This window comes from Paractinoplanes atraurantiacus (genome assembly GCF_900215205.1).
Lineage (GTDB): Bacteria > Actinomycetota > Actinomycetes > Mycobacteriales > Micromonosporaceae > Actinoplanes > Actinoplanes atraurantiacus.
In genome coordinates, this window is the sequence record NZ_OBDY01000027.1 from 47985 (window position 1) to 60974 (window position 12990).

At 71.5% G+C, this 12990-nt stretch carries 13 protein-coding genes; 7 read left to right on the top strand and 6 right to left on the bottom strand.

Features of this window, described 5'->3' with window-relative positions; translation table 11 throughout:
* Window positions 1-6 precede the first annotated feature (6 nt).
* The 4 genes from CRP55_RS39850 to CRP55_RS39865 all read left to right on the top strand — a co-directional run bounded on the left by CRP55_RS39850 (window position 7) and on the right by CRP55_RS39865 (window position 3767).
* On the top strand, window positions 7-1908 hold the full coding sequence (locus CRP55_RS39850) for a TPM domain-containing protein (RefSeq protein ID WP_097327181.1): 1902 nt from the start codon (window positions 7-9) through the stop codon (window positions 1906-1908).
* Window positions 1909-1984: 76 nt separating this feature from the next.
* Window positions 1985-3193, top strand: a complete 1209-nt coding sequence (locus CRP55_RS39855; RefSeq protein WP_097327182.1) for an MFS transporter — start codon at window positions 1985-1987, stop codon at window positions 3191-3193.
* A complete protein-coding gene (locus CRP55_RS39860; RefSeq protein WP_097327183.1) occupies window positions 3190-3504 on the top strand; it encodes a hypothetical protein in 315 nt (104 codons plus the stop codon). Before CRP55_RS39855 ends, CRP55_RS39860 begins: the two co-directional genes overlap by 4 nt.
* A 20-nt stretch (window positions 3505-3524) precedes the next feature.
* A complete protein-coding gene (locus tag CRP55_RS39865; protein ID WP_097327184.1) occupies window positions 3525-3767 on the top strand; it encodes a hypothetical protein in 243 nt (80 codons plus the stop codon).
* Between the two features lie 16 nt (window positions 3768-3783).
* On the opposite strand, the gene CRP55_RS39870 is transcribed toward CRP55_RS39865, so the two are convergent.
* A complete protein-coding gene (locus CRP55_RS39870; protein WP_245923667.1) occupies window positions 3784-4749 on the bottom strand; it encodes a zinc-binding alcohol dehydrogenase family protein in 966 nt (321 codons plus the stop codon).
* A 74-nt stretch (window positions 4750-4823) separates the two neighbouring features.
* Here CRP55_RS39870 and CRP55_RS39875 point away from each other — a divergent pair, with 74 nt between their 5' ends.
* Window positions 4824-5189, top strand: coding sequence for a winged helix-turn-helix transcriptional regulator (locus CRP55_RS39875; RefSeq protein WP_218854832.1), 366 nt, complete (start codon window positions 4824-4826; stop codon window positions 5187-5189).
* On the opposite strand, the gene CRP55_RS39880 is transcribed toward CRP55_RS39875, so the two are convergent.
* Genes CRP55_RS39880 through CRP55_RS39895 form a run of 4 tightly spaced genes read right to left on the bottom strand, consistent with a single transcriptional unit; the run spans window position 5173 to window position 9691 of the window.
* A complete protein-coding gene (locus tag CRP55_RS39880) occupies window positions 5173-5844 on the bottom strand; it encodes a carbonic anhydrase (RefSeq protein WP_245923668.1) in 672 nt (223 codons plus the stop codon). The genes CRP55_RS39875 and CRP55_RS39880 overlap by 17 nt on opposite strands.
* A gap of 44 nt (window positions 5845-5888) precedes the next feature.
* Window positions 5889-8867, bottom strand: coding sequence for a caspase, EACC1-associated type (locus CRP55_RS39885; RefSeq protein ID WP_097327187.1), 2979 nt, complete (start codon window positions 8865-8867; stop codon window positions 5889-5891).
* Window positions 8864-9190: an effector-associated constant component EACC1 gene (locus CRP55_RS39890; RefSeq protein WP_097327188.1), complete on the bottom strand. Its 327-nt coding sequence runs from the start codon at window positions 9188-9190 to the stop codon at window positions 8864-8866. Before CRP55_RS39890 ends, CRP55_RS39885 begins: the two co-directional genes overlap by 4 nt.
* 48 nt (window positions 9191-9238) lie before the next feature.
* The gene (locus CRP55_RS39895; protein WP_097327189.1) at window positions 9239-9691 is read right to left on the bottom strand and encodes a DUF6082 family protein; all 453 of its coding nucleotides are present in this window, start codon (window positions 9689-9691) and stop codon (window positions 9239-9241) included.
* A 477-nt stretch (window positions 9692-10168) separates the two neighbouring features.
* On the opposite strand from CRP55_RS39895, the gene CRP55_RS39900 reads away from it, so the two are divergent.
* Window positions 10169-11530 (top strand): TrpB-like pyridoxal phosphate-dependent enzyme, encoded by a 1362-nt coding sequence (locus CRP55_RS39900; protein WP_097327268.1) that lies wholly within the window; start codon window positions 10169-10171, stop codon window positions 11528-11530.
* A 9-nt stretch (window positions 11531-11539) separates the two neighbouring features.
* Here CRP55_RS39900 and CRP55_RS39905 read toward each other — a convergent pair whose 3' ends face one another.
* Window positions 11540-12181 carry an O-methyltransferase gene (locus tag CRP55_RS39905; RefSeq protein WP_097327190.1) on the bottom strand — a complete coding sequence of 214 codons (642 nt, stop codon included), beginning with the start codon at window positions 12179-12181 and terminating at the stop codon, window positions 11540-11542.
* A gap of 51 nt (window positions 12182-12232) precedes the next feature.
* Here CRP55_RS39905 and CRP55_RS39910 point away from each other — a divergent pair, with 51 nt between their 5' ends.
* Complete coding sequence (locus tag CRP55_RS39910; RefSeq protein ID WP_097327191.1) at window positions 12233-12805, top strand: TetR/AcrR family transcriptional regulator; 573 nt, start codon at window positions 12233-12235, stop codon at window positions 12803-12805.
* The last annotated feature ends 185 nt before the right edge of the window (window positions 12806-12990 follow it).

Consider the following 12990-nt stretch of genomic DNA (forward strand, 5'->3'; position numbering starts at 1 on the left):
GGAGGCATGCCGCGCCGAGCCGTCTCGTTCCTGATCGCCCTGTCGACCGTCCTGCTGGTGGCGCCGCCTGCCCTCGCCGAGGCGCCGCAGCGGCTCGACATGCAGGTCACCGACGCCTCCGGCTGGATCGACAACCGGGCGCCGGTCGACAACGCGCTGCAGGACCTGCAGGACAAGACCGGCATTCAGCTCTGGGTGGTGCTCGTCGACTCGTTCGACGGCACACCGGCCCAGAGCTGGACCGACGAGACGGCCCGGCTCAGCGACCTGGGCGACCGTGACGCGCTTCTGGCCATCGCGGTGGAGGACCGGTCGTACGCGTACTCGTTCCCCGACGACTCCCGCATCTCCGAGCAGGAGCTGGCCGAGGTCGCCGAGAAGGACATCGAGCCCGCCCTGAAGGAGGGCGACTGGTCGGGCGCCGTCGTGGCCGCCGCCGAGGGTTACCAGGACGCGGCCTCCTCCAGCAGCGGCCTCGTCTGGGCCGTCCTCATCGTCCTGCTCGTCGTGGTGGCCGGCCTGGCCTGGGTGTTCCTGCGCCGCCGTCACCGTCAGGCCGCGCCGCCGGCCCCGTCCGGCCCGTCCGTCGCCGACCTTTCCAGCCGGGCCAACGCCCTGCTGATCGAGCTCGACGACGACCTGCGCGCCAGCGAACGCGAGCTGGAGCTGGCCACCGCGCAGTACGGCGCCGCCGCCACCGAGCAGTTCCGGTCTGCCCTGGACGAGGCCCGCCGCAACGTCGGCGAGGCCTTCCAGCTGCGGATGACGCTCGACGAGACGCCCACCCCCGACGAGCGGGCCACGCTGACCCGCATCATCGAGCTGTGCGAGGCCGCCGACAAGCGCCTCGACGCCGAGTCCGACGCCTTCGACCGCCTGCGCGACCTGGAGTCCCGGGCCGCCGAGGCCGCCGACGAGGTCGATCGCCGCCGCGCCCAGGTCGAGGCCGCGCTGCCCGGCGCCGCGGCGACCGTCCAGGACCTCCTGTCCCGCTTCTCCGGCGGCGCGGTCACCGCCATCACCGGCAACGCCGACCAGATCCGCGAGCGTCTCACCTACGCCGCCGACTCGCTGCGCCAGGCCCGCGAGGCGATCTCCACAGGCAGAAAGCCCGAGGCGGCGCTTGCCGTACGGGGTTCGGAACAGGCCGTGGATCAGGCGGCTCAGCTGGTGAGCGCGATCGAGCGTGCCGCCACCGAGCTTCCCGCCGCCCGTTCCGCCGCCGACGGCCTGCTGGCCGAGGTGACCGCCGAGACCGCCGCCGGCCGCACCGCGCTGACCAGCGGGGGAGCGGTCCCACCGGGCCTGGCCGCCGCGGTCACCGGCGGCGAACAGGCGCTGGCCGAGGTCCGCGCCGCCCTGGCCACCGAACGCCCCGACCCGGTGGACGCCGTGGCCCGCCTGCAGGCGGCCGACGCCACCTTGGACGCCGCGCTGGCCGCCGCCCGCGACGCCGCGGAACGAAGCGCCCACGCCCGCAGCATGCTGGCCCAGGCCCTGCCGGTGGTCCGGGCCGAGGTCTTCGCCGCCAACGACTTCATCACCACCCGCCGGGGCGCCGTCGACTACAACGCCCGGGCCGCCCTGTCCGAGGCCCAGCGCCACCTGTCCCTGGCCGAAAGCCTGGCCGCCTCCGACCCGGTGACGGCCCTGGCCGAGGCCCAGCAGGCCCACCAGCTGGCGTCCCGGGCCGGCCAGTCGGCCCGCGTCGACGTGCAGACCTGGGGTGGCGGTGGCGGCTACCGCCAGCCCGGCGGCTTCGACGCGGGCGCCTTCGCCGGCGCCGTCCTGGGCGGCATCCTGGCCGGCGGCGGCCGCTCCCACGGCGGCTTCGGAGGCAGCAACCGCCGCGGCGGCGGAGGCCACTCGGGCGGCGGTGGCCGCCGTGGTGGTGGCGGCCGTTTCTGAATTCGCTGGCGGGTGTTCCGGGATTGCTGGGATCATCCGCCGGTTGCGCGGGTTCGCGCGCCGGAGAGGATGATCCATGGCTCCACCTGCCGCGAGCCGACGGGCCTGGGCTGCCGTCGTCGCGTTGTCGCTGGCCGCGCTCGCGTTCGTCACCACCGAGCTGCTGCCGATCGGGCTGCTCACGCTGATGGCCGACGACCTGGACCGCTCGCGGTCCCAGGTCGGGCAGCTGGTCACCTGGTACGCGGCGGTGGTGGTGCTGTTCTCGGTGCCGCTGACCCGGCTCACCCGCCGGATTCCGCGCCGGACCCTGCTCGGTGTCACCCTCGGGTTGTTCGCCGCGGCCAACCTGCTCGTCGCGCTCGCGCCGTCGTTCACCGTGCTGGCCGGCGCGCGGCTGCTGATCGGGCTGTGCCAGGCGCTGTTCTGGTCGATCGCGGCGGCCGCCGTCAACGATCCGTTCCCGCCGTCGGCCCGGGGCCGGGTGGTGGCGGTGTTCTCGGTCGGGACGGCGCTCGCCCCGGTCCTCGGCGTCCCGGCGGGCACCTGGCTGGGACAGCAGGCCGGGTGGCGGGCGGCGTTCCTGGCGGTGGCGGTGGTCGGCGTGGCGGTCGCGGTGGCCGTGGTCCTGCTGGTGCCGTCCTATCCGCCGCAGGCCGGGGGCGCGGCGCGCGGCAGCGCACCCGACCGGTCGGCCTTCCGGTGGCTGGTGGTGGCGACCACGCTCGGGGTGTGCGGATATCTGACGTTCACCACGTACGTCGGCCCGTTCCTGCTCGATGTCACCGGCCTGGAGCAGGGCGCGCTGGCGCCGGTGCTGTTCGCCTCCGGCCTGGCCGGGGTGGCCGGCACGATGATCGTCGGACAGTTCCTGGACCGCCGTCCGGTGGCGGCCCGGCTGACGCCGCTGGCGGTGGTGGCGTTCGCCCTGCTGGCGCTCTATCCGCTGGGCGCGATTCCGGTGGCCGCGGTGGCGTTGATCGCGCTCACCGGCGGCGGCTATTCGGCCTATCCGGCCGCCGCGCAGCACCGCATGCTCCAGGTGGCGCCGGCCAGCACCGACATGGCCTCGGCCTGGCTGAGCACAGCGTTCAACGTGGGCATCGCCGGCGGCTCTCTGCTCGGCGCGGCCCTGCTGCCCGGCGCGGGCGCACGACCCCTGGCCCTGATCGGCGGTGCACTGGTGCTGGCCGCCCTGACCGTCCTGACCGTTTCGGCCCGCCGCACCCCACACGGCGAGTCACCGCGCACCTTGGCCGAGACCGCCCCCCGCGATTCACGATGACCACGCGCGCGGCTTCGGCACTCATTGCGGTTCTGCTGGACGGCAACGCGAGGGAGGACGAGCGAGACGACGCCGCAATGGGTCTCTCGGCCTTCGACGAGCCGGCGGTTCATGCCGCCCTGGCCCAGGTCGCCACCGATGCGGCCGAGAGCGAGTTGGTGGCCGCGGGCGCGGGGGAGTCACTCGCGGAGTTGTGGATCGTTCGAGGAGTCGTCGATCGTACTGTCTTCGAGCGGCTGGTTCCCGCGGCTCGTGCGGAGGTGGTCGGCCTCGTGGGCCATCGGGCGCCCATGTTGCTGCCCGAAGAATAGGTGAGGCCCGAGTCTGGGAGGTGCCCGGGCGCGGCCGGCCGGTGCTCCTGATCGTCCCGGCCGACGTTCAGGGCGCGCTGCGCCGGATGCGGACGTGGTTGCACCACGAAGGCCGGTCGGGCATCGCCCGCTACGGCACCCCGCTCGTCATCTCGCAGGACGTGACGGACCGGACTCACGCCGAGATCCTGTCCGCCGTGGCCTACTTCCGCCCCGCCTTGGCGACCGCGCCGCTCACATACGCGGCCGCCGCGGCCACCTAACGCCTCGTGCGCCGTCTCACTCGGGGCGGCTGACCACGACCGTCTTGCCGACGGCGGAGCCGGCCTCCACGATGGCGTGCGCCTCGCGCAGGCCGGCGGCGTCGATGCCCTCGATGCGCCTGGTCAGGGTGGTGTGCAGGACGCCCTTGTCGACCAGGGCGGCCACCTGGCTCAGGATGTCGTGCTGGGCCTGGCTCGCCGGGTCGTACAGGGCGCGCGTGAACATCAGCTCCCAGTGCCAGGCGATGCTCTTCGATTTCAGGGGGAGAAGGTCCAGGCCGTCGGGCTCGTCGATGGCGACGATTTCGCCGTACGGGTGGACGATGTCGGCGAACGTCTCGATCATGCCGGCGGAGTGCGGGCTGAAGACGTAGTCGACGCCGTCCGGCAGCGCCCGGCGCAGGTCGCCGTGGTGGTCGACCACCCGGTGGGCGCCGCGGTCGAGCACGTACTGCCGCGATTCGGGCCGGGACGCCGTACCGATGACCTCGAGGTTCGTCAGCTGCCGGGCCAGTTGCACCAGGATCGAGCCGACCCCGCCGGCCGCGCCCAGCACCAGGATGGAGCCGGTGCTGTCCGGGGTCAGGCGCAGCCGGTCGAACAGGGTCTCCCACGCGGTCAGGGCCGTCAGCGGCAGCGCCGCCGCCTCGGCGAAGTCGAGCGACGCCGGCTTCGGGCCCACGATCCGCTCGTCGACGACATGGAACTGCGCGTTTGTGCCTGGGCGGGCGATCGAACCGGCGTACCACACCTGGTCTCCGGGCTTGAAGAGCGTGACCGCCGCGCCCACCTCGACCACGACGCCGGCCGCGTCGAAGCCGAGGACACCGGAGCCGTTGCGGCGCACCTTGACGTCGACCGGGTTGACCGAGACGGCCTCGATCCGCACCAGCAGGTCGTGCTCGCCGGGCTCGGGAACGGGCAGGGTGATGTCTTCCAGGACGTTGTCGCGGTAACCGACCGCGCGCATCGTTTCGCTCATGACCAGGACAGTATTGCGATGGCCCTAGTTACCGGCAAGGGATCTTAGTTCCCTTTGGGTACTACGATGGGCCGGTGACGACCGACTCCTGCTCCCGGCAGCACGACGTCTACGACGCCTCGTGCCCGTGCCGGCAACTGCTGGATCTGCTGGCCAACAAGTGGAGCGCCCTCGCGCTGGGCGCCCTCGAGGACGGCCCGCGGCGCTTCGGCGCGCTGCGCGACCGCCTCGACGGCGTGAGCCCCAAAGTGCTCACCGCCACACTGCGAAGACTCGAAGAGCAAGGCCTCATCGACCGTACGGTCTACCCGTCCGTCCCCTTGCACGTCGAGTACCAGCTCACCGCGCTCGGCCGGGACGCGTGCGCGCCGCTGGCCGCCCTGCGGCAGTGGGCGGTGGCCAACATCGACCGCTTCCCGGCGCTCACCGGAGCAGCGTGACCCGCCCGGTGTCCAGGTCGTAGCGGGCGCCCACGACCCGCAGCTCGCCCGCCGCCACGTGCCCGGCGATCAGCTCGCTGCGCGCGGTCAGCGCCGCGACCTGCGCGACCACGTTGGCCCGGACGCCGTGCTCGACGACGTCGCCGGGACCGCCGGCGAGCGGCTCGACGATCGGGCGCAGCGCCTCGACGATGGCGCCGATGTGGCCGGGCGCCGTGCCGCCGCTCTCGATCGCGTCGACAGTGGCGCTGATCGCGCCGCAGCGCTCGTGACCGAGGACCACGACGAGCGGGCAGCCGAACTCCTCGACCGCGAACTCGATGCTGCCCAGCAGCAGGTCGTCCACGATGTTGCCGGCCACCCGGTTGTCGAAGACGTCGCCCAGCCCCTGGTCGAAGAGCACCTCGGGCGGTACGCGGGAGTCGGCGCAGCCGATCGTGACCGCGAACGGGTGCTGCCCGGCCGCCACCTCGTGCAGGCGGTCGAGGCTCTGGTGCAGGTGGTGGGCGCGGCCGGCGACGAAGCGGCGGTTGCCGGCGAGCAGGCGCTCGAGCGGGTCGTTGGGGTGGGTGGCGGCCGAGGCGGGCACGGCGGCCGCGCCGACCAGGCCGGCGACGGCTCCCGAGATGAGCAGGGAGCGGCGAGAAAGATCCATGAGCCTCGACATTAGTCAGCGGCGGTGATCGATGCCGCCCCTCGTCAGGTGTCCGACACGAAGCTGCGCACGATCCGCTGGACGGCCCGGAACAGATCACCGACGGCCGCGGCCTCCTCGGCCGTGCCCAGCTGCCAGCCCCGGAACGGCAGGTGGCCGTCGGTGGAGCGGAAGGTGAGCTGGCTGTTCTGCACGCCGATGTCGCCGAGGGTGCCGAGCTCGCGGTAGCCGACGGGGGTCGCGGCCGGGTCCCAGTGCCGTGCCTCGGACGTGGTGAAGACGATCTGGTCCCGTTTCGCGAACAGGTTCCAGCGCAGCATCATCAGGCAGGTCTCGCCCGGTTGCAGCTGCCCGAGCCGGGCGAGCTCGTCCAGCAGCTCCGGGCCGAGGGGATAGGTGGCGTGCAGGCCGTGGCCGAACGTAATCCCGTGCAGGTGCTCGGCGATCGCCGTGGCGACCGGATCGCCGGCTTCCTCGATCGGCAGGAAGAGGTGCCCCTCCAGCGCCAGCCGGGCCTCGCCGGGGTGGCCGGCCCGCCGGAGGAGCGCACCGAGCCGGAAGATCCGGTGCTTGTTGGACACCTCCCGGAAGGCGGTGATGAGCCTGGCCCGGTGATGCGACGGCAGCTCGTCCAGTGCCGCGGAGATCAGCTCGACGTCGCCGGCAGATCGCAGGACGAGCTGAACCGCCGCCGGGGCGCCGTGCTGGATCACGGCCACGAGGACGCGGCGGAGGTCTTCGGCGGGCAGCGAGGCCAGATGGGTCTGAAGGATGACGGAGTTGTCGACGATGGCGGGGAACGCCGAGACGACGGCGCCGATCGAAGGCGCGGGAAGGCTCGTGATCGTCCACGGCGGCGTGTCGCCTGCGGCGAGCTCGGTGGACACCACCAGAACCAGGCAATCGGCCAGAGCCGGAATCCGCGTCAGCACGGGGATGAGGGCGCGCCGCAGCACCGGGTCGGTCCGGAAGCCCGACTTCGCGACCAGGGTGGCGCTGTCGTCGCGCGCGCCGAGCCACTCCGCGGCCAGTTCCACCTTGCCGCGGGCCGACAGCTGAGCGACGAAGCCCACGAAGTCGTCGTTCGGGCGGCGCCGGATCTCGTCTTCGACCGCCGCCGGAAGGTCGCCGCCCTCCCCGCAGGCGATGAGGTAGAAGCCGGGTAGGACCTTCCCAGGGAGGCGCTCCAGCAGCTCGGGCAGCAGACCCGCACGGTACGGCTCGGTCAGGCCGGCCGCCAACTGGGCAAGATCATGATCGCCGCGGAATTTCGCGGCCTCGCGGATCATGGTGAGCGCGTCTTCCAGGCGCCCATGGTCGAGCAGGTGTCCGACGAGGCGGATCAGCCGCGCGGCCGGGCCGGCCGCCGCCGCGGCGAGGTAGAGGTGCTCGGCCTCACCGCGGCCGTCCCGCCAGAGGTCGACGGCGATCGGCTCCAGTTCGTCCTCGGGGAGCCCGGCCAGCTCGCCGACCAGGGCCGGCCAGGCCGGCGACCACACGTCGCCGGAGAAAGCGCGCAGCAGGCGGGCGCGGGCCGGCGCTGACCCGGCCCGTCGGGCGGCCCGCACGGCCAGATCGCCGGCCGGCCCGTCGAGGTGCTGGCGGACCATGTGGCGGGCGATCTCGGCGAGCTGTTCCGGTTCCCGGCCGGCGATGGACGGGATCGCGGCCGCGTAGAGCCGGGCCGCCTCGTCGTCGCGGCCCGCCTGCCGCAGGCTGTCGGCGACCCTGGCCGCGTCCTCTCCCTGGAGAAGGCCGATGGCCTGATCGAGGGCCCGGTCGGCGACCTCCGGCAACCCGCGGACCGACAGGCCGGACACCAGGTCGATGAAGCGCTTGGGGTGGCCCTCGGCGGCGAGGGTGACGGCGTGACGAAGCAACTGGTCGCTCCGCGATCCGCGCAGTTCGGCGAGGACCTCCACGGTTCGTTCCGCGGGACCGTCGGCGATCTCCCGCAGGAGAGCGTCGGCGACACTCTCCGCCTTCATCTGCCCGAGCAGCTTCAGGATGCCGCGGATGTCGGCCGCCGGGCGCGTCGCCGCCCCACGCAGGACGATCCGCGTGTCCCGGGGGTCGGCCGACCGCAGAAGCAGGCCGGCGACCTCCTGGGCGGGCCGCTGCCGTGCCGCCCGTTCCAGCAATTGGTCCCCGAGCTCCGGGCGCTCGCCGGCGCGGAGCTTGCCGGCGGTGCCGGCCAGATCGGGCAGCGGCACGTCGTCCAGCTCAGGGGGGAAATCCGCCGGAGCCCGCACCACAGCCGGCGACGGGCCGGGGGCGGCGGCCCGCCACCGGTTGCGGCTGAGGACGATGTGAGCGCCGGCGTTGCGGGCTCGTTGCTGCGGTAACGGCCGGCCCTTCGCGCGGAGCTCGGTCTTCATGCTCCAGTAGACCTGCTCGGCCGCGATGAGCTCCGGCGCGTCCTCGATGCCCTCTTCGAGGATCTTGATCAGCTCGCCGGTGAACGCCGTGTAGCTCTCGCCGGGTGGTGCCAGCGCCGTTTTCGTCTCGGCCGCCGCGACCAGCAGATAGCTGCCCTCGACGGCGGCCTGGTCGGCCAGATCGCCGGCCGCCGGCCCGGGTGCCTTCATCCCGCCGGCCATGGCGCGGGCGCTGTAGCAGCAGTCCAGGATCAGCACCGTGGACGGGCGCTTGCGGTTGCGCTGCACCTGACGGCGTACGTCATCGAATCGAATCGCGGTGAAGGGCTTGGCTTTGTCCGTGCCGGGCAGCGCGAGCAGCAGTTCGTCGCCGCCGTCGAGGAGGCCGTGCCCGGCGTAGTAGACCAGCAGCGTGTCGCTCGCGGCGGCCGCCGCCCCGTGGATCACCTCGAGAGCGTCGTTGGGTGACGCCGGGTCGGCGACCGTCACGATGTTGTGCGCTGGCAGGCCCCACACCTGCTGGTCGCCGAGCAGTTCGGCCAGGCGGGTCAGGTTGTTGGTGACGGCCGGGAGGTCCTCCATGGAGGTGAAGCGCGACGCGCCGATCAGCACCGCCCGGGAGTGGGCGGGGTCGGGAAGTCTCACTGCTGCCCGTCGCGCAGGGCCTTCAGGACGCGCTCGATGGTCTCCTCGTCGGCGTCCTCGGCGGTGACCTCGACATCACCGCGCTTGAAGGTGATCTTCGGGGCCTCGTCGTGGTCCTTGGCGGAACGCCACTGCTTGTACGAGACCAGCAGCGCGGCGATCGCCGTCGCGTTGCTGAGGATCACGTCGATCAGGTCGAGCGGGCTCTGCGCCCCCGGCCGGGTGCCGGAAGCGCCGAGCGACGCCTCGTAGTCGTCGGCCTCGAGCCACTCGGCCAGGCTGTGCAGGCTCGGGTCGTCGCTGGAGGTGATCTGGATCAGCATGGGATCAATGGTGCGCCCGGCCGGCAACCGCCACACTCGACCGAGCGGTCATCTCACGCCGCTGGGCGCGACCGTCCGGTTGGCCGCGGCGAGCTGGCACTCCTCGTTGACGATCGCGATGAAGCGGCGTTCACGCCGATTCGCCTTGGTCGACCAGCCGTCGCTGACGTCGGTCCACCACTTCTGGGCCTCGGGCTTGCGGAACAGGTCGGCGAGGTTGAACCTCAAACCTTTCTCGTCCATCTGTCCCATGTGCCACAGCGTGTTCCAGTGCGCGACCCAGATGCTCATGCCGATGGCCGTCATCCGATCGTCGCCGGCCACCCGGCCGGTCGCGTTGTAGTCCAGCTCGGGATGATCCAGCATCAGTTTGATCAGTTCGAAGTGCCGTTCGCGGATGTCGGTCATCTGCGTGGCGCGGGTCTGCTGTTGCTGGGCCGCGAGGAAGATCGCCACGGCCAGCAGTGCGGCGATCGACGCGATTGTCGGTAGATCGATCATCTCGACTCTCTGTTCGTTCGGGCGCCGTGTGGCCCCGTCGTCCGGGTCTCCGGCTGACGCGAACGGCGAGTCACGACTGGGGGGCCTCGACGGAAACTCTCACGTGATCGAGGTCGCCACAAGGCGTTGTCGCACACGCTGTCCGTCGCATGCGGCCTGGCTAGCCTTCGGCAGTCAAGTGCTTGATTGTGTACGGAGCGTGCGCGCACCGGACACTGTCGGGTGAACGACACCCAGCTCATGCTCCCGCGCCTGCGGCTCCACAGTAGACAGACCGGACACCTTTCACCCGGCCGGAACGCACCGGAGGTCTGTTCCGGTAACCGTAAGCCGGGGATAATGGCGAAGTGCGCTTACCGCCCTTATGGGACTTCCGAGGCGTAGCCTTCGAGGCTAGTTAACCTCACCGATCGTAATCCTGTAAACACATTGGGTGAATGGCTTATGGGAACGGGCACGGACGGGCAGAATCCGGGCATGACCGCCACGAAGATCCTCCTGTCCGAATCGGAGATGCCGAGGAACTGGTACAACCTCGTGCCCGATCTGCCCAGCCCGCCGCCGCCGGTCCTGCACCCCGGAACGCTCCAGCCCGTCGGCCCCGGCGACCTGGCCCCGCTGTTCCCGATGGCCCTCATCGAGCAGGAGGTGACGACCGAGCGCTACGTGCCGATCCCCGACGAGGTCCTCGACGTCTACCGGCTGTGGCGGCCCTCCCCGCTGTTTCGCGCCCACCGGCTGGAGAAGGCCCTCGGAACCCCAGCGAAGATCTATTACAAGTACGAGGGTGTGTCGCCGGCCGGCTCGCACAAGCCCAACACGGCGGTGCCGCAGGCCTTCTACAACGCCGCCGCCGGCATCCGCCGCCTGACCACGGAGACCGGCGCCGGCCAGTGGGGCACGGCCCTCGCCTTCGCCAGCGCGCAGTTCGGCCTCGAATGCGAGATCTGGCAGGTGCGGGCGTCGTACGACCAGAAGCCGTACCGCAAAATGATGATCGAGACCTTCGGCGGGACCATCCACCCCTCGCCGTCCGATCTGACCTCCTCGGGCCGCGCCGTGCTGGCGGCGGACCCGGATTCGCCGGGCTCGCTGGGCATCGCCATCAGCGAGGCGGTCGAGGTGGCCGCGCAGAACGACGACACCAACTACGCGCTGGGCAGCGTGCTCAACCACGTGCTTCTGCACCAGACGGTCATCGGCGAGGAGGCTCTGCTCCAGCTGGCCAAGGTCGGCGAGGTCCCCGACGTGATCGTCGGCTGCACGGGCGGCGGCTCCAACTTCGCCGGCCTGGCCTTCCCGTTCCTGCGCGAGAAACTGGCCGGCCGCATCGACCCGGTGATCCGCGCGGTCGAGCCGGCCGCCTGCCCGTCGCTGACGAAGGGCGTCTACGCCTACGACTTCGGCGACACGGCCGGCATGACCCCGCTGATGAAGATGCACACCCTGGGCCACGACTTCATCCCCGACCCGATCCACGCCGGCGGCCTGCGATACCACGGCATGTCCCCGCTGATCAGCCACGTCTACGAGCTGGGCCTCATCGAGGCGGTGGCCAAGGATCAGCGCGAATGCTTCGAGGCCGGCGTGGCTTTCGCCCGCAGCGAGGGCATCATCCCGGCCCCCGAGCCCACGCACGCCCTGGCCGCCTGCGTCGAGGAGGCGTTGCGCTGCAAGGAGACCGGAGAGGAGAAGGTCATCCTGACCGCCCTGTGCGGCCACGGCCACCTCGACCTCCCGGCGTACGGGCGCTACCTGGCCGGCGAGATGGTCGACCACGAGCTCTCCAGCGACGCCGTCAAGCAGGCCATGGCCAAGCTCCCGGCGATCCCGGCCTGACCGGGTGGCTCAGCTGTCGATTCGGCAGCTGAGCTCCATCCCGTCCTCGACGGGGAAGTTGACGCTCAGGTAACCGTTCGCCGGGTCCCGGACGTAGTCGAGGTAGGGCTGAACGGTCGCGAAGCTGCTGTCGTCGCCGATGACCAGTGCGCCGGGGGCCAACCGCGGCTCGAGCAGCCGCAGTACCGGTAGGTACAGGTCTTTCCACCCGTCGAGCAGCACCAGGCCGATGCGCTCGTCGATCGTGCTCAGGGTCTGCCGCGCGTCGCCGGCGAGGACGTCGACCAGTGGGGCGACGCCCGCCTCGGCGAGGTTGGCCCGGGCGGCGGCGACCTTGGCCGCGCTGAGCTCGGTGGTCACCACCCGGCCTGCGCCGTTGTCGAGCACGGCGGCGGCCAGGTAGAGCGTGGAGATCCCGTACGAGGTGCCGAACTCGACGATCGTCTGTGGCCGGGCGGACCGCGCGAGGCTGTAGAGCAGGCGGCCGCCCTGTGTGGAGACCGGCATGTAGGCCGACGCCAGGGCGTCGGCTCGTTGCTGGGCGGAGGCGCCGGACGGGAGCGGCGCGATGTCCAGATCGTCGTCGCGCAGGGAAGCGGTGTGGAGCCGATCGAGGATGCCGTTGATCGGCTCGGTGAGAAGTGCTGTCATGGGAACGAACCGTAGACGCAACGTTGCGTCTAGGCAAGGTAGGATGTGCCCATGCATCGCGGAAATCGTCACGGGCGCAGCGAGCAGGCACGCCTCGCGGTCCTGCAAGCGGCGGACGACCTCCTGGTGGAGAACGGCTTCGCCCGCCTCACCGTCGAGGGCATCGCTCAGCGGGCCGGCGTGGCCAAACAGACCATCTACCGGTGGTGGCCGTCCAAGACCGACATCCTGTTCGAGGCGCTCGTGACCGATGCGGCCGAGGAGATCACGCCACCGGACACGGGAGACCCGACCCGGGATCTGGTCACGCATCTTTGCGCGCTCGCCCGCTTCCTGACCGCCTCGGACGCCGGAGCGGTGTTCCGGGCGCTGACCGCGGAGGGTCAGCACGACCCGGCCCTGGCCGCCCGGCTGCGCGAAGAGCACCTGACCGGCCAGCGCACACGCGACCGGCAGTTGCTCGAGCGTGCCGTCCAGCGCGGCGACCTGCCGGTCACGGCCGACCTCGACACGATCGTCGACCGGCTGGTGGGACCGCTCTATTACCGGGCTCTGATCACCGGTCAGGAAATCACCACCGAGTTCGTGACCGATCTGGTCAGCGCAACCCTCAAAAGCGCCTGACCGCATTAATGGTCGTCTCAGATTCGCTCGATACGAATCGTGCCTCAGAAATTGATGCGATTCGTATGCGGGAGGCAATGAGATGGCAGTCGACGCAGCGCCGGCCGGTCGTTTGGCCGGCCGGTGGGTGCCGTGGTTGGTGATCGGCTTGTGGTTGGCCCTGGCGGCGGTCATGGTGCCACTGA

What these genes read in the sequence shown, in the direction of transcription:
- CRP55_RS39905 (WP_097327190.1), bottom strand. Translation starts at nt 12,181, where the DNA reads ATGACAGCACTTCTCACCGAGCCGATCAACGGCATCCTCGATCGGCTC.
- CRP55_RS39855 (WP_097327182.1), top strand. Translation starts at nt 1,985, where the DNA reads ATGGCTCCACCTGCCGCGAGCCGACGGGCCTGGGCTGCCGTCGTCGCG.
- CRP55_RS39880 (WP_245923668.1), bottom strand. Translation starts at nt 5,844, where the DNA reads ATGGATCTTTCTCGCCGCTCCCTGCTCATCTCGGGAGCCGTCGCCGGC.
- CRP55_RS39850 (WP_097327181.1), top strand. Translation starts at nt 7, where the DNA reads ATGCCGCGCCGAGCCGTCTCGTTCCTGATCGCCCTGTCGACCGTCCTG.
- CRP55_RS39890 (WP_097327188.1), bottom strand. Translation starts at nt 9,190, where the DNA reads ATGCTGATCCAGATCACCTCCAGCGACGACCCGAGCCTGCACAGCCTG.
- CRP55_RS39895 (WP_097327189.1), bottom strand. Translation starts at nt 9,691, where the DNA reads ATGATCGATCTACCGACAATCGCGTCGATCGCCGCACTGCTGGCCGTG.
- CRP55_RS39900 (WP_097327268.1), top strand. Translation starts at nt 10,169, where the DNA reads ATGACCGCCACGAAGATCCTCCTGTCCGAATCGGAGATGCCGAGGAAC.
- CRP55_RS39870 (WP_245923667.1), bottom strand. Translation starts at nt 4,749, where the DNA reads ATGAGCGAAACGATGCGCGCGGTCGGTTACCGCGACAACGTCCTGGAA.
- CRP55_RS39860 (WP_097327183.1), top strand. Translation starts at nt 3,190, where the DNA reads ATGACCACGCGCGCGGCTTCGGCACTCATTGCGGTTCTGCTGGACGGC.
- CRP55_RS39910 (WP_097327191.1), top strand. Translation starts at nt 12,233, where the DNA reads ATGCATCGCGGAAATCGTCACGGGCGCAGCGAGCAGGCACGCCTCGCG.